This window comes from Phaeobacter italicus, from assembly GCF_019801785.1.
In the GTDB taxonomy this organism is placed as follows: Bacteria; Pseudomonadota; Alphaproteobacteria; order Rhodobacterales; family Rhodobacteraceae; genus Phaeobacter; species Phaeobacter italicus.
Genome location: NZ_JAHVIJ010000009.1, coordinates 77,481 through 90,254, shown reverse-complemented (window position 1 = coordinate 90,254; position 12,774 = coordinate 77,481). Strand labels below are relative to the sequence as shown.

The following is a 12,774-nucleotide window of genomic DNA, read 5'->3' as shown; positions in this document are numbered from 1 at the left end:
GAATAATCGGCTGCAAACACGTCATCATGCGGCCCTCCGCAAGCTGTCAGCAAAGAAGGCAGGCGCGCCCGGATCGCTCAGCATGACCAGAATGGCGATATGCCCGGCCGGGGCTGTCACAGCCCCCCACCAGTTCAGCGCGGTCTGAAAGCTCACATCGCAAAACAAAGCGACCTCCCGTGGGGAGGCAAAGCGGGCTCTGAAGTAGGCAGACCACAGCTCGGGGCCACTAACCTTTAGCGCATAGGGATCAAACTTATTCGACCAAGACTTTTGCCCCGGAACCGGATGATCATCACCGCATGGCCCTTCGTTGTTCACAATCAAAGTCAGCTGCGCACGTCTCATGCGACGTCCTCATGAGGCGTCACTGGATTTTCACGAATGTAAAGCCTGATCCGGTCTACAGTATGCAAGGTGGGGCTCGAACTGCCTCCCACCCAAGCGCTCCAAAGGTTCCAATTGGCCCCAACGGCTTGGCGCAGAATATGCTGGGGCGAGCGTTTGGTCGCCTGAGCATATTCAATCACTTCTTTCAAAAACTGTTCCATGGCCCCTTATGGGGTTATTTTACCCCATTCATCAAGGGTATTTTTACTCCATGCGCAAATTCGTAGAGTGGGGTAATTTACCCCACATGCAACAGACCTTCAGAGAAGCCTTCATAACTGCCATCGAAAAGAGCGATAAATCGATGCGACAAGTCGCTCGAGATGCTGGTGTGTCATATGAACAGCTAAAAAACCTTGCTCAAGGCAAAGCCAAATCGACGAACGTCGATGATGCTGTCCGTATTGCGGCATCATTTGGAACGACACTCGAAGAGTTCTTAGATGGCCAAACCGGAGCCGCAGGCAATCCAACGATTGCTATCGCCGGGAAGGTGGGCGCTGGGGCAAGCGTACCAGTTTTTGATGCCTACGAGAAAGGGACAGGACCGCAAGTTGAATGCCCCCCAGGTCTAAGCCCACATGGTATCGTAGCTGTTGAAGTAGAAGGCGACAGCATGGAACCAGTATATTCGGATGGCGACATACTTTTTTATTCTAGGAATGGGCATGATGCTGTTCCAACTGATGATATTGGCCATCGATGCGTTTGCGAAGATGAAGACGGCATGGGGTGGGTCAAGCAAGTCAAAGCCGGTGATGAGCCTGGGCTTTTCCACTTGATCAGCTTAAACCCAGGAGCCAACAACCTTTGGAACAAGCGCCTAAAATGGGCTGCAAGAGTGAGACTTCATTGGCCAGTCGAACTGGCTAAAAAATCCTGACCACGCCGCTGGAACAACAGAGCACCATACGCATTCATTTCACTTACTTTGATTTTCCCAAGCTGCACTGTTATGTCACAATGTGAGAATATATGGCCGACCCTGATTTAGCTCTGCTCAAAATTCTCATTGAGCGCACCTCCTATATGAACAACTACTGGAACCTCTACATCGTGGCATCTGCGGCAATAGTAGGTATCCTATCCAGCGGGAAAGACTTTACCCGACTGTTGCGGCTGCGTGTAGTACTTTGCCTTGTATTCATCTCGTTCGCTTTGTCCAACTTATGCGCAATTCTGAGCCTCGTTGACCAACGAAACGCGGTGCTCAATCAGCTGTCTGAAATGGTGCCTGCAGAACTGAAAGCATCGCTTACCCCAGAACCCCGCCTGTTGTACCTCGCGTTCCATGTTCTCTTAGATCTGCTTATCGCTTGCAGCATCCTGTTTGTTCCTTGGCATTCGCTAGGAAAAGAAACAGTCTCAGACTGACAGGCAGACCGCCGAGCGAGATCTCGGGGTTTTTTTACCCCACTCGCTTGACGGGGTATTTTTACCCCGCTACAAATATCCCCATCAACCGATGGAGGATTGAATGCAAGACATTACTCAGACCGCCCGGCAGATCGCCGGTTCCCCCGAGGATCACCTCGATGAAATCCACCTGTTCACCTCTGCATGGGCAACAATGAAGGCCGCGCGCGGCCAAAGCTTTAACCCCGCGCGCCTACGGCCTCAGTACATAATCGACTGGCCCACGCCGACGCCCGAACCAACGGAAATGGTGCTTGATCGCGTCGGCGGAAAAGTCAGGGCGATCATGGAAAGACGCGGACTGACCACTCCTGACAAACGGGCAGCTTAGCCCCCCTACCTTTCGCAGCTTGGTTTTGAGGATTGCTCAGGCTGCGCATTCAGAGGTTCCGCGCCAAATCGACGGCACGGATCGCGCGCAGGTGGTTCAATCCTCCAAATTGTCGGCCGCCTGCGCATTCCCAAAGGAAGCCGTGATGCAGCAATATCAAGATGAACGACTAACCTCTGATGACCAGCTGCGCGCATTGGCTTCAAGCGACCCTACGCGCATGCTTGCCACAATGAGCGATGCAGAACTGGCTGCGCAGGCACGCCATATCTTGCCAGACATTGCGGGCGAGTTGCTGGCTCACAGACTGCTGGAGCGCTTAGATAGCTCCACCACCAAGAACACTCCCCTCTTGCCGAAGCCTAAAACAGCCGACGCAAGACCTGGCCGGGGCTAAGGTCCCGGCCCTTTTTTCACAACGCGGGCAGTCCCGCTTTGCCCGGGCGCGGCAAATCCCACTCACGGAGACCGGCCGCGCCCATCAATGGGTCGATCAGGCCATGCGAAACCGCGGGACAGTCGCCGCTTCGCGGCCACTCTGCTGGTCTAGCCGACCAATTCAAAACCCGTCACCGTTTGAGGTATCTGCAATGGGACGTATCGCACTGATCGCGGTTGCCGAACGCACTGCGGCCAAGATGATGGACATGAAGCCGTCGGATTTTCGGCGGCTGGTGCAATCCGGATCTCTTCCATCACCCGTTCGGATTTCCGGCTTGGAGCGTTGGCGGGTGTCTGATCTTGAGGCCGTTCTAAACGGCAACGCAATGAATGAAGATGAGTTCACATGGTAAAGAAGCTGGAGCGAAAGTATGTCACGACCAAGACCGTAAAGGGCCGTGTCTATTACTATTTTCGGCGCGGCGAGACGTATCAGCGTCTGCCCAACGATCCAGACAGCCAGGAATTTGACGATGCCTATTGGGCAATCCGTTCTGGTCGCGCCAAAAAGAAGACCAAAACCACCTTTGAGGCCCTGATCGTCAGCTACTATCAGACCCCAGAGTTTAAGGACCGGAAACCCAGAGTGCGACAAGAGTATCGGCGCACTCTCGAACTGATCCGAGAAAAGAACGGCCCAAAGGATTTCACAAAACTGCGCCGCCGCGACGTCATTGCCGCACGCGATGCATATTCCGACACATGGCGAAAAGCGAACGCGATGGTCGAAATGATTTCCATCCTGTCGCGCCACGCGATCGATCTGGAATGGATCACCGCAAACCCGGCGAGCGGTGTCAAAAAGCTCAAGGGCGGTGAATACCAGCCTTGGCCCGCGGCAAAGCTCCGCGCCTTTGAAGCGTACTGCGAAAACAACGCTCTTGAGTGGGAATTGACCGCATACATGTTGGGGGTGGGTACTGGTCAGCGGATCGGCGACGTGATCGGCATGGAATGGGCGCACTATGACGGTCAGTTTATATCTGTTGTACAGGAAAAGACCGCGGCGCGCCTTTGGGTCGCGTGCCCAGAATTTCTGCGCAAGTACCTCGACGGCCTGCCACGCAAAGGCCGCTCTATCATCGCACAGTCTTTGCATAAGGGCGTTGCCAAACGAACCATTCAGCAGCGCGTCATGGCCGTCCGGAAAGAAATAGGTGCGCAGGCATTTGTGATCCATGGCTGGCGATACACCGCAGCGGTCCATTTGGCTGAGGCAGGCGCCAGTGACAGCGAGATCCAGGCGGTGACCGGACACAAGACGCTTGAGATGGTGAAGAAGTACCGCAGCCAGGCCAACCAAAAGCGCCTATCACAGACCGCGCAAGCACGTCGGACCAAATCGTGAACGGAACGAGAAAACGGGAAACTTTCTGGGAAACTCGCTCGGCTTTACATTTAAGCCCGCCCCACAACTTCTATTTTTCTATTTGAAATCAAAGTGGTGCGGGTGGAGGGACTTGAACCCCCACGCCTTGCGGCGCCAGAACCTAAATCTGGTGCGTCTACCAATTTCGCCACACCCGCATCCATACGACGAGCCAGGCCCACCGTGAGGCGCTCAATAGCAAAGCTGTCAGGAGGATGCAAAAGGGAAAACGCATCCTGCTGGCATCTTTTCCATTTTTTTCCAAACACTCCCGATAAACAGATCCGATCAGCAGACCTGCAGATGGCGCAGCACTGCGGGGATCTGCTCTGGCAAGTCCTCGGCGATCAGGCCGGGACCAAATTCCAGCGCGCATTCGACGTGGAAATAGGCGGCGGTCTCTGCCGCCTGCATCGGGGAAAACCCGCGCGCCAGCAAACCAGTGATGAAGCCTGCCAGCACATCTCCAGAACCGGCAGTGGCGAGCCAGGGCGCGGCGCGGTCGTATTGGGCGGAATTCACTGAGCAGCGTCCGTCGGGCGCGGCGATCACCGTGTCCGGCCCTTTGAACAGCACCACGCAGCCTGCGCGTTTTGCCGCCTCGCGGGTGGCGTCGACCTTGGAATACGCGGGGCCGGTGGTGGCGGGCGCGTTCAGTTTCTCGGCCAAATCGGGGAAAAGCCTGGCAAATTCGCCGCCATGCGGGGTCAGGACGCAGTTGTCATGCAACATGTCAAACAACGCTTGCGGCGTTCGTTCAAACCGGGTCAGCGCATCCGCGTCCAGCACAGTGGCGCGGCTCTCCTTCAGCACCGCCACCACCAACGCCTGGGTGTCCGCGCCGCGCCCAAGGCCCGGGCCGAGGCAGACGGCATTGAAACGCCTGTCTTCCAACAGCTCGCTGACCCCATACGCGCCGTCGATCTGCTGCAGCATGATGGCGGTGAGCTGGGCTGCATTTTCCGCCATCGCAGAGCGCGGCGAGCCGACGGTGACCAGCCCTGCCCCGATCCGAAGCGCACCGCGGGCAGCCAGCCGGGCAGCACCGGTCTTGCCATGGCCACCGGACAGGACAAGAGCATGGCCGTGGGAGTATTTGTGAGCACCGTCCCGTTTTCCCGGCAGGTGCGGCGCGACCAGCTTGACGATCTCCCCGTCGGTCGGCACCGCCGGGCTGCGCCCGTCCGCCCCCTCCGCGGGGCTATCCTTCAGGCCGATGCCTTTGACGACCACTTTTCCGCAGGCCTCCGGGCCGTCTTTCAAGAAGTGGCCAAGCTTCGCCCGGTGGAATGAGACAGACAGATGGGCTGGCAACACGCAGCCTTCCGCCCGACCATTGTCTCCGCACAGCCCCGATGGCATGTCAACCGCGAGGAACCGGCTGGGGCCGTTTGTTGTGATTTCCTCTCGCGAAAATTCATACGCCCCTCGAATATCTTCGGAAAGTTCGCCTCGAAACCCGGTACCGAAAACTGCATCAACAAAGAGAGCGCCCCGATAAGGCCAGAGGTCGTTTTCGGAGAGATTTGCCAGTTTCCGGACCGGCCCGACCCAACGCTCATAATTCGCCTTTGCATCCGGCGGCAGCTTGTCCGGGTCTCCATGGAGGAACACCTCAACCTCCCAGCCGCGCTCCTTCAGCAGGCGCGCCACCACAAAGCCGTCGCCGCCATTGTTGCCCGGCCCGCACAGCACCACGGCCCGACGCAGGCTTTCATCTTTCCCCAAATACTCCGGCGGTCGGCCTTGGTTGCGCGATTGGTCCGAGTGACCAATGGACGACGAGGGGCTGGCCCCTCGCCCGGCTTCTACAGGCTCTGCCAGTTCCGGCCATTCCTCAAAGATGGCCTCCACCACACCCTGCCCGGCCCGCTCCATCAGTTCCAGTCCGCTCACCTCACCAGAATCAATTGCGGCCTGTTCAATGGCGCGCATCTGCGCAGAGGTCAGGAGGTCGGTCATAGTCATCTCTCTCTTCGGGGCGACGTCGCATTCAGAACGGCAGCTGTCGCATAAATTTCGGGCGGCATTTGCCCCATGTTCGCAAGTTGCACAGTTTGCAGGCGGTGTGATTAAATTTTAGGCACATGCGATCAAATGATGCGCAGTTTCGCCGCAGCTTCACCAGCTTTGGTTGTTCCAAAACAGTAGAAATGATCTGACCATCCTCGACAAGGTTGTGAGGAGCCCCGTGATGAAAAAGATCGAAGCCATCATCAAACCGTTCAAACTGGACGAGGTGAAGGAAGCGCTGCAGGACGTGGGCGTGCAGGGCCTCTCCGTGATCGAGGTCAAGGGTTTTGGCCGTCAGAAAGGCCACACAGAGCTCTATCGCGGCGCTGAATACGTCGTTGATTTTCTGCCCAAGGTGAAGATCGAGGTTGTTCTGGACGACGACCAGGTTGACGCCGCAATCGAAGCAATCGTTGCAGCTGCCAAGACCGACAAAATCGGCGACGGCAAGATTTTTGTCTCTCCCGTGGAGCAGGCAATCCGCATCCGGACCGGTGAATCCGGCTCCGACGCTCTCTGAGCGACAACACGACCACAGTCCAGCCGGGCCACAGGGGCTGCCACCCTGACCTGCCGGACCACACAGACACCAACAGTTAAGATCAGAAGGACCATTGGAAATGAGCGCAGACGCAGTTCTGAAGATGATCAAGGACGAGGAAGCGGCATACGTCGACATCCGTTTCACCGACGTACGTGGCAAACTCCAGCACGTGACGATCGACGTCGATCTGGTTGACGAAGACTTCCTGGAAGAAGGCTTCATGTTCGATGGCTCCTCCATCGCTGGTTGGAAATCCATCGAGAACTCCGACATGAAACTGATGGCAGACACCACCTCTGCTTATGTCGATCCGTTCTACGCAGAAAAAACCATCTGCATTCACTGCTCCATCGTTGAGCCCGACACTGGCGAAGCCTACGAGCGTGACCCGCGCGGCACAGCCCAGAAAGCCGAAGCATACCTGAAGTCTTCCGGCATCGGCGATGTGGCCTACATGGGCCCCGAGGCGGAATTCTTCCTGTTCGACGACGTGCGCTACTCCAACACCATCAACAAGGTGTCTTATGAAGTAGACGCAACCGACGCGTCCTGGAACACCGATGCCGAGTTCGAAATGGGCAACATGGGCCACCGTCCTGGCCTGAAGGGTGGCTATTTCCCAGTGAACCCGATCGACGAAGCGCAGGATCTGCGTTCCGAAATGCTGTCGACCATGAAGCGTCTCGGCATGAAAGTGGACAAGCACCACCACGAAGTTGCGTCCTGCCAGCACGAACTGGGTCTGATCTTTGACAGCCTGACCAAACAAGCCGATGAGCTGCAGAAATACAAATACGTGATCCACAACGTCGCACACGCCTACGGCAAATCCGCGACCTTCATGCCCAAGCCGATCTACGGCGACAACGGCACCGGTATGCACGTGAACATGTCGATCTGGAAAGACGGCAAGCCGCTGTTCGCAGGTGACAAATACGCCGATCTTTCCGACGAAGCCCTGTACTTCATCGGCGGCATCCTGAAGCACGCGAAGACCCTGAACGCCTTCACCAACCCGTCCACCAACTCCTACAAGCGTCTGATCCCCGGCTTTGAAGCCCCGGTTCTGCGCGCCTACTCTGCACGTAACCGCTCTGGCTGTGTGCGTATTCCGTGGACCGAAAGCCCGAAAGCCAAGCGCGTTGAAGCTCGCTTCCCTGATCCGTCCGCAAACCCCTACCTGTGCTTTGCCGCACTGCTGATGGCGGGCCTCGACGGCATCAAGAACAAGATCAACCCTGGCGAAGCCATGGACAAGAACCTCTACGACCTGCCCGCAGAAGAACTGGCCGATATCCCGACCGTTTGCGGCTCGCTGCGTGAGGCTCTGGATGCTCTGGCTGCGGATCACGACTTCCTGCTGCAGGGCGACGTGTTCACCAAAGACCAGATTGAAGGCTACATCGCCCTCAAGATGGAAGAGGTCGAGACCTACGAACACACACCGCACCCGGTTGAGTTCGGCATGTACTACAGCTGCTGATCCCCGATCAGACCAGCAACACCTGGCGCTCCCGTTTGGGGGCGCCTTTTTGGATCCGCCCCTGTGATGGTCGCACACTCTCCCCTTTTGGCAGGGCGATCCGTCAGGCGGCGGGCTGATTTGGCGATTGAAATTGACATGCGCCCCTGTTGCCGGCTCCATGTCGGCATGATCATCGCCCTTCTTCTCCCCCTCGTGATGCCCATTGTCGGGGTCATCTGCCTGTTTGCAGCCTATCGGCCCAACCGGCTCTCGCGTGTATTGCTGCAGCTGACCGGCTGGAGCCTTTTGGCGCTGACAGCCTGGTATCTGGCTGTTTTCGTCTTTGGTGTCCTCTAACAGCCGTGTGGTGGCCCCGTTTGCCGGGTCCTGTCCGGTCTGGCCTGCTGTCGCTGCGTAAACCAATGCGAAACACTGCAAGCCAACCGCGCCGATTGGCAACCGCTGCGGCATCAATGTGACGGCAAGTTGCCTATGTTTTGCCCAATTCCCAATAGGCGCATTTGCTGACCTCTTATTTTTCGCACTCATTTCAATACGTTAAGCGCACCCATCAACAATCTTCGAAATCCTAAGGAATTTTTTACGCTTCCGGCGCCACCGCCTCACTTTCTGCCATTTCAAATTTTAACTTTGTACTCGACCCACCTGAACGGAGGACCCTGACGGTGACACAGGTAGAACAGTACAAAGGCAAGCTGGGCTTTGAGACCCGGCGCCCGGATGCCCTTTCAACCGGCTCTGCGGCAGCAGTGGATACATTGGAAGAATACGGCCACAGCGTGCGCCACTTTCAATCCCGCAGCCCGAACCTGATCGTTCTGGAATGCGACCACTACCGCATCGACCTGCGTTATCGCCGCCACCCGATCAAGCAGACAGAGGTGCAGGACGCAGATAATCGCGCCCATGAAACGCCGCTGCGCAGCTCTCTTGGGGTGACATTTGTACCGCTCTATCCCGATCACTGCGACGAGGAGCTGAGCGAGATGTTGTTGGCGGTCACGCTCGAACGCTTGGTCGAAGAGCTGGAGGCAACCACCGTTCACTGGCTTGATGTGCCATTTGCCATGTCGGCAGATACCTTCCTGGGCGCCTTTGAGGGCGACGAGGATGCGGCACTTGATACGATGGTAGGCCAACAGGCCGCGCCAATTGCCGCCCCATTGACCGCCAAGGAACAGCCCCGCCCCCAGATGGCAGAGGCGGAAGAGACGGCGCATGCCCCGTTGCCAGCGGATATCCTGATCACCGATGTGGTGGCCAAACAGGCGCCGATCATGCAGATCGCGGAGCCCATCGCCGAGCCGGGTGGCGTTGTGGACCACCCCGACAGCGCCATTCCCGATGATATCCTTGCCGCTGTCGCGGCTGAGATCGCCCCCACCCGCCCCAGACTGTCTCAGGGCCTGTCAGATGGCCTGCAAGGTCAGGGTGCTGACCGGATCTGGGCAGAGGTAGACGCAAGGCTGGGTCAGGCAGAGGACGCGGCGGCTGATGCCCATGAACGAACAGTCACGGAGTTTGCGGCCGAAATTGCAGGCTACGCGTTGAAAGACGCCGATCATGCCGCTCTGTCCCGCCCCAAGGGGCGCGCCTGTTTCCAGCCGATTGAACAGACCGCAGAGCAGCTGTCACAACACTGCGAAGAAATCCTTCAGGAACTGCCACAGGATGCGCCCGAAAGCCCTAACGCCCTGACCCGCGATGCGAGGGCACGGGCGCGGGCCCGCACCATGGCCCTGCTGGATCATGCCAGCGCACAGCGGCGCGGCATCGCAGGCTGGCTGGATCGGCTGAGCGGGCTGTCTGCGCGCATGATGGCGACGCCCACCTTCGTTCTGCGCAACGAAGCCTCCTCTGGCACCCTGCGAAGCGCTTTCATCATCCTGTGTGGTGCGACTGCCCTACTGGCATTGCAAAGCTCGGCTGCGATTGCGTTCTAAACCCCTGCGGTTTCGACGCGATCCACCGAGGCCCCCCATTGCGCCAGCAGATCCATACGCTGCAACACAAAGGTATGGATCCCAAAGACCACCGCACGGCTCTGCGGCAGGCGAAGGATCGTCTGCCGCTCGCTGCGCATATATTGCGCGTCTTCGGCACTTGGTCGCGGCCTGTCACCGGTGACCGGGCGGGGTTGGTGCAACGTCGCGTCGGCATACCACAGCGCATTGAACCGCCACAAAGGCCGCCCCACCTGCACCCCGTCAAACAACCGCTGCACGCGGGCCGCGATGCCACTGTCATAGCTGTCGACGGGTGCATGGATCGCAATCAGCGGGCGCATGAATTTTTCTGCCAGCGTCCAATTCGCCGGAAAGCACAAAACAGCGGCCGTCAGCACATGTTCACCCGCGCCCTCCGGCTTTTGCAGGATGCAGAAATCCTGCTGCGTGATGCGGCCCAGCGTGCCCATTGGGTCGCTGCTGTCGATCCCGACCTCTGCCCCATCAGGGCGCAGCACCCGATCTGCGCCTGCCAGCAGATCCGGGTAGCGGTCCGCCAGAACCATCGCCAGCAGCTCCTGTGCGGCAGGCAGCGCCTCCTCTGACATCTGCACAACAGCGGCCCGCCGCTGCGCCAACAGCCGCTCGCGCTCCGCCATCTGGGCCGCAAACCCGTCATCCCAGATCAGCCAGTCCTGAGGCGCAAGCGGTTGAATGCCCGGCAGTTTGCGTGGCTCAAGCGGGTTGTAGGGAATGGTTTTCTGAAGAATCGCTGTCATGCCCCAAGTCTTAGCAGCCAACTGCCCCCGCGCCAGTCTGATCCGCTGGATTTCGTCGAAAACGACCCTCAAAGGCGTCGCATTCGCGGTCGACCGGCGGCAGCCATGCGCGCAGATTGGACAGAGATGTCCAGATATGCGACCGCAAGAGGCCCTTCATGAACCAACACCACCGCGATGTTCGCAAAATCGATCCCAGCCGTGGAACAACCCTTGGCGACAACACCCCAAACGACAACGACCGGGTCGAGATCGGACCAACCCAGCTCGCCTTTGGCGAATGGGCTGCAGCGGGGCTGGAGCTGCCGGATCTGCAGGCGATGCGCCATTACCGGTGGCAGCGGCTCACCCGCTTCATCAATGACCGCGGCTATGGCGGGCTCTTGGTGTTTGATCCGCTCAATATCCGCTACGCAACCGACAGCACCAACATGCAGTTGTGGAACACCCATAATCCGTTTCGCGCGCTCTTGATCTGTGCTGACGGCTATATGGTGTTGTGGGACTACAAACAGTCTCCCTTCCTTAGCGAATTCAACCCCTTGGTGCGCGAACAGCGCGCAGGCGCCGATCTGTTCTACTTCGACCGCGGCGACAAGGTGGATGTGGCGGCAGATGTGTTCTCAAACGAGGTCCGCCGCCTGCTCGAAGAGCACTCGGGCGGCAACAAACGCCTGGCCGTTGACAAGATCATGCTGCACGGGTTGCGGGCGCTTGAAGCCCAGAAAATCGAGGTCTTCCCCGGTGAAGAGCTGACCGAAAAATGCCGCGCCGTGAAAGGCCCCGATGAAATCAAGGCCATGCGCTGCGCAAGTCACGCCTGCGAAACCGCAGTGGCGGCGATGGAGGTTTTTGCCCGCGAAGCGATCCCCGGCGGCAATATCTCCGAAGATGACGTCTGGGCTGTCCTGCACGCGGAAAACATCAAACGCGGCGGCGAATGGATCGAAACACGGCTGCTGACATCCGGGCCGCGCACCAACCCCTGGTTTCAGGAATGTGGCCCCCGCATCATCCAGAACAACGAAATGATCAGTTTCGATACCGATCTGGTCGGCTCCTACGGGATCTGTATCGACATCTCGCGCAGCTGGTGGATTGGTGATCAGAAACCACGGGCTGACATGATCTACGCAATGCAGCACGGGATAGAGCACATCCGCCACAATATGGAGCTTTTGGCGCCGGGTGTGAACATTCAGGATCTGTCACGCGCCTGCCATCCGCTTGATGCGCAGTTTCAGAAACAGAAATACGGCTGCATGATGCACGGCGTTGGGCTGTGCGATGAATGGCCCCTGGTGGCCTATCCCGATCAGATGGTCGAAGGCGCTTTTGACTACGAGCTGGAGCCAGGAATGGTGCTCTGTGTCGAGGCGCTTGTTTCCCCGGAGGGTGGCGATTTTTCCATCAAGCTCGAGGATCAGGTGCTGATCACCGAAACCGGCTATGAAAACCTGACAAGCTATCCCTTTGATCCCGCACTGACCGGCGCGGCTTGATACAACTGGCCGGTCCCTCCCCGCAGGAGGGGCCGGGACAGACTGTGGCGCCACCAGGCGCCCCCGCCTAGCAATGATCGCTCAGAAACTGCTCCAGCTTTTCCGGCAAAATCAGCACGCCTTCTGAATCCGTGACATCCGACAACCGGTTCAGTGGCACCCAGGCAAGAGCCTTTGATTCCGCACTGCTTTGCGGCTCACCCGCTTCGGCCTGAAACAGGTAGCGCACATCATAGTGCCAATGACCAACCTCGCGCGGGTTTTGCGGAATGGCGTGGATATCCACGTCAATCACCCGATCAGACAATGGCCGTATCCGCCTGAGACCGCTTTCCTCATAGGCCTCTTTCCAGGCGGTGAAATGCGCATCGGCCAGGCCGTCGCAATGTCCGCCCAACTGAAACCAGCGATCCAGCTTGCGGTGATGGGTCAACAGAACCGATGCGCGGTCAGCAGACAGCACAAAGGCAGATCCCGTCACATGGCTGGTCGCAGGATCGCGCTCGAACGCCTTGGGCTCCTTGTCACAGAACGCAACCAAGCGGTCCCACATGTCA

15 protein-coding genes and 1 tRNA gene are annotated in these 12,774 nt (G+C 58.2%); 11 read left to right on the top strand and 5 right to left on the bottom strand.

Annotation, left to right across the window (positions count from 1 at the left end; genetic code table 11):
* Window positions 1-24: 24 nt before the first annotated feature.
* Complete coding sequence (locus KUV39_RS17870) at window positions 25-348, bottom strand: hypothetical protein (protein WP_222460525.1); 324 nt, start codon at window positions 346-348, stop codon at window positions 25-27.
* Between the two features lie 253 nt (window positions 349-601).
* Here KUV39_RS17870 and KUV39_RS17865 point away from each other — a divergent pair, with 253 nt between their 5' ends.
* The 6 genes from KUV39_RS17865 (at window position 602) to KUV39_RS17840 (ending at window position 3,926) form a co-directional block, all read left to right on the top strand.
* Entirely contained in the window at window positions 602-1,273 is a 672-nt protein-coding gene (locus KUV39_RS17865; RefSeq protein WP_336512833.1) for a S24 family peptidase, read from the top strand.
* A 92-nt stretch (window positions 1,274-1,365) separates the two neighbouring features.
* The gene (locus KUV39_RS17860) at window positions 1,366-1,764 is read left to right on the top strand and encodes a hypothetical protein (RefSeq protein WP_222460524.1); all 399 of its coding nucleotides are present in this window, start codon (window positions 1,366-1,368) and stop codon (window positions 1,762-1,764) included.
* A gap of 103 nt (window positions 1,765-1,867) precedes the next feature.
* Entirely contained in the window at window positions 1,868-2,137 is a 270-nt protein-coding gene (locus tag KUV39_RS17855) for a hypothetical protein (RefSeq protein ID WP_222460523.1), read from the top strand.
* Window positions 2,138-2,282: 145 nt separating this feature from the next.
* Window positions 2,283-2,534 (top strand): hypothetical protein, encoded by a 252-nt coding sequence (locus KUV39_RS17850; protein WP_168578407.1) that lies wholly within the window; start codon window positions 2,283-2,285, stop codon window positions 2,532-2,534.
* Window positions 2,535-2,727: 193 nt separating this feature from the next.
* Window positions 2,728-2,931 carry a helix-turn-helix transcriptional regulator gene (locus tag KUV39_RS17845; RefSeq protein WP_037302279.1) on the top strand — a complete coding sequence of 68 codons (204 nt, stop codon included), beginning with the start codon at window positions 2,728-2,730 and terminating at the stop codon, window positions 2,929-2,931.
* Window positions 2,925-3,926, top strand: coding sequence for a site-specific integrase (locus KUV39_RS17840; RefSeq protein WP_222460522.1), 1,002 nt, complete (start codon window positions 2,925-2,927; stop codon window positions 3,924-3,926). The genes KUV39_RS17845 and KUV39_RS17840 overlap by 7 nt, the downstream gene beginning before the upstream one ends.
* A 94-nt stretch (window positions 3,927-4,020) precedes the next feature.
* On the opposite strand, the gene KUV39_RS17835 is transcribed toward KUV39_RS17840, so the two are convergent.
* Both KUV39_RS17835 and KUV39_RS17830 read right to left on the bottom strand, forming a co-directional pair.
* Window positions 4,021-4,105: transfer RNA gene (locus KUV39_RS17835), tRNA-Leu, on the bottom strand.
* A 130-nt stretch (window positions 4,106-4,235) separates the two neighbouring features.
* Complete coding sequence (locus KUV39_RS17830; RefSeq protein ID WP_222460521.1) at window positions 4,236-5,909, bottom strand: NAD(P)H-hydrate dehydratase; 1,674 nt, start codon at window positions 5,907-5,909, stop codon at window positions 4,236-4,238.
* A 232-nt stretch (window positions 5,910-6,141) separates the two neighbouring features.
* On the opposite strand from KUV39_RS17830, the gene KUV39_RS17825 reads away from it, so the two are divergent.
* From KUV39_RS17825 to KUV39_RS17810, 4 genes are all read left to right on the top strand, one after another.
* Complete coding sequence (locus tag KUV39_RS17825) at window positions 6,142-6,480, top strand: P-II family nitrogen regulator (RefSeq protein WP_008560236.1); 339 nt, start codon at window positions 6,142-6,144, stop codon at window positions 6,478-6,480.
* A gap of 100 nt (window positions 6,481-6,580) precedes the next feature.
* Entirely contained in the window at window positions 6,581-7,987 is a 1,407-nt protein-coding gene (gene glnA / locus KUV39_RS17820; RefSeq protein ID WP_008558975.1) for a type I glutamate--ammonia ligase, read from the top strand.
* 120 nt (window positions 7,988-8,107) lie between these two features.
* Window positions 8,108-8,326: a hypothetical protein gene (locus KUV39_RS17815; RefSeq protein ID WP_222460520.1), complete on the top strand. Its 219-nt coding sequence runs from the start codon at window positions 8,108-8,110 to the stop codon at window positions 8,324-8,326.
* Window positions 8,327-8,655: 329 nt separating this feature from the next.
* Entirely contained in the window at window positions 8,656-9,933 is a 1,278-nt protein-coding gene (locus KUV39_RS17810) for a hypothetical protein (protein ID WP_222460519.1), read from the top strand.
* Here KUV39_RS17810 and KUV39_RS17805 read toward each other — a convergent pair.
* Window positions 9,930-10,715, bottom strand: a complete 786-nt coding sequence (locus tag KUV39_RS17805) for a heme-dependent oxidative N-demethylase family protein (protein ID WP_222460518.1) — start codon at window positions 10,713-10,715, stop codon at window positions 9,930-9,932. The genes KUV39_RS17810 and KUV39_RS17805 overlap by 4 nt on opposite strands.
* A gap of 158 nt (window positions 10,716-10,873) precedes the next feature.
* Here KUV39_RS17805 and dddP point away from each other — a divergent pair, with 158 nt between their 5' ends.
* Window positions 10,874-12,217: a dimethylsulfonioproprionate lyase DddP gene (gene dddP / locus KUV39_RS17800; RefSeq protein WP_168613225.1), complete on the top strand. Its 1,344-nt coding sequence runs from the start codon at window positions 10,874-10,876 to the stop codon at window positions 12,215-12,217.
* A gap of 67 nt (window positions 12,218-12,284) precedes the next feature.
* Here the strand turns inward: dddP and KUV39_RS17795 are convergent, their stop codons facing one another.
* On the bottom strand, window positions 12,285-12,770 hold the full coding sequence (locus tag KUV39_RS17795; protein ID WP_008561970.1) for an NUDIX hydrolase: 486 nt from the start codon (window positions 12,768-12,770) through the stop codon (window positions 12,285-12,287).
* Window positions 12,771-12,774: the final 4 nt, after the last annotated feature.

Coding starts and splice junctions, on each gene's coding strand:
- KUV39_RS17825 (WP_008560236.1), top strand. CDS start 6,142: ATGAAAAAGATCGAAGCCATCATCAAACCGTTCAAACTGGACGAGGTG.
- dddP (WP_168613225.1), top strand. CDS start 10,874: ATGAACCAACACCACCGCGATGTTCGCAAAATCGATCCCAGCCGTGGA.
- glnA (WP_008558975.1), top strand. CDS start 6,581: ATGAGCGCAGACGCAGTTCTGAAGATGATCAAGGACGAGGAAGCGGCA.
- KUV39_RS17840 (WP_222460522.1), top strand. CDS start 2,925: ATGGTAAAGAAGCTGGAGCGAAAGTATGTCACGACCAAGACCGTAAAG.
- KUV39_RS17830 (WP_222460521.1), bottom strand. CDS start 5,909: ATGACCGACCTCCTGACCTCTGCGCAGATGCGCGCCATTGAACAGGCC.
- KUV39_RS17795 (WP_008561970.1), bottom strand. CDS start 12,770: ATGTGGGACCGCTTGGTTGCGTTCTGTGACAAGGAGCCCAAGGCGTTC.
- KUV39_RS17845 (WP_037302279.1), top strand. CDS start 2,728: ATGGGACGTATCGCACTGATCGCGGTTGCCGAACGCACTGCGGCCAAG.
- KUV39_RS17860 (WP_222460524.1), top strand. CDS start 1,366: ATGGCCGACCCTGATTTAGCTCTGCTCAAAATTCTCATTGAGCGCACC.
- KUV39_RS17850 (WP_168578407.1), top strand. CDS start 2,283: ATGCAGCAATATCAAGATGAACGACTAACCTCTGATGACCAGCTGCGC.
- KUV39_RS17855 (WP_222460523.1), top strand. CDS start 1,868: ATGCAAGACATTACTCAGACCGCCCGGCAGATCGCCGGTTCCCCCGAG.
- KUV39_RS17805 (WP_222460518.1), bottom strand. CDS start 10,715: ATGACAGCGATTCTTCAGAAAACCATTCCCTACAACCCGCTTGAGCCA.
- KUV39_RS17870 (WP_222460525.1), bottom strand. CDS start 348: ATGAGACGTGCGCAGCTGACTTTGATTGTGAACAACGAAGGGCCATGC.
- KUV39_RS17865 (WP_336512833.1), top strand. CDS start 602: ATGCGCAAATTCGTAGAGTGGGGTAATTTACCCCACATGCAACAGACC.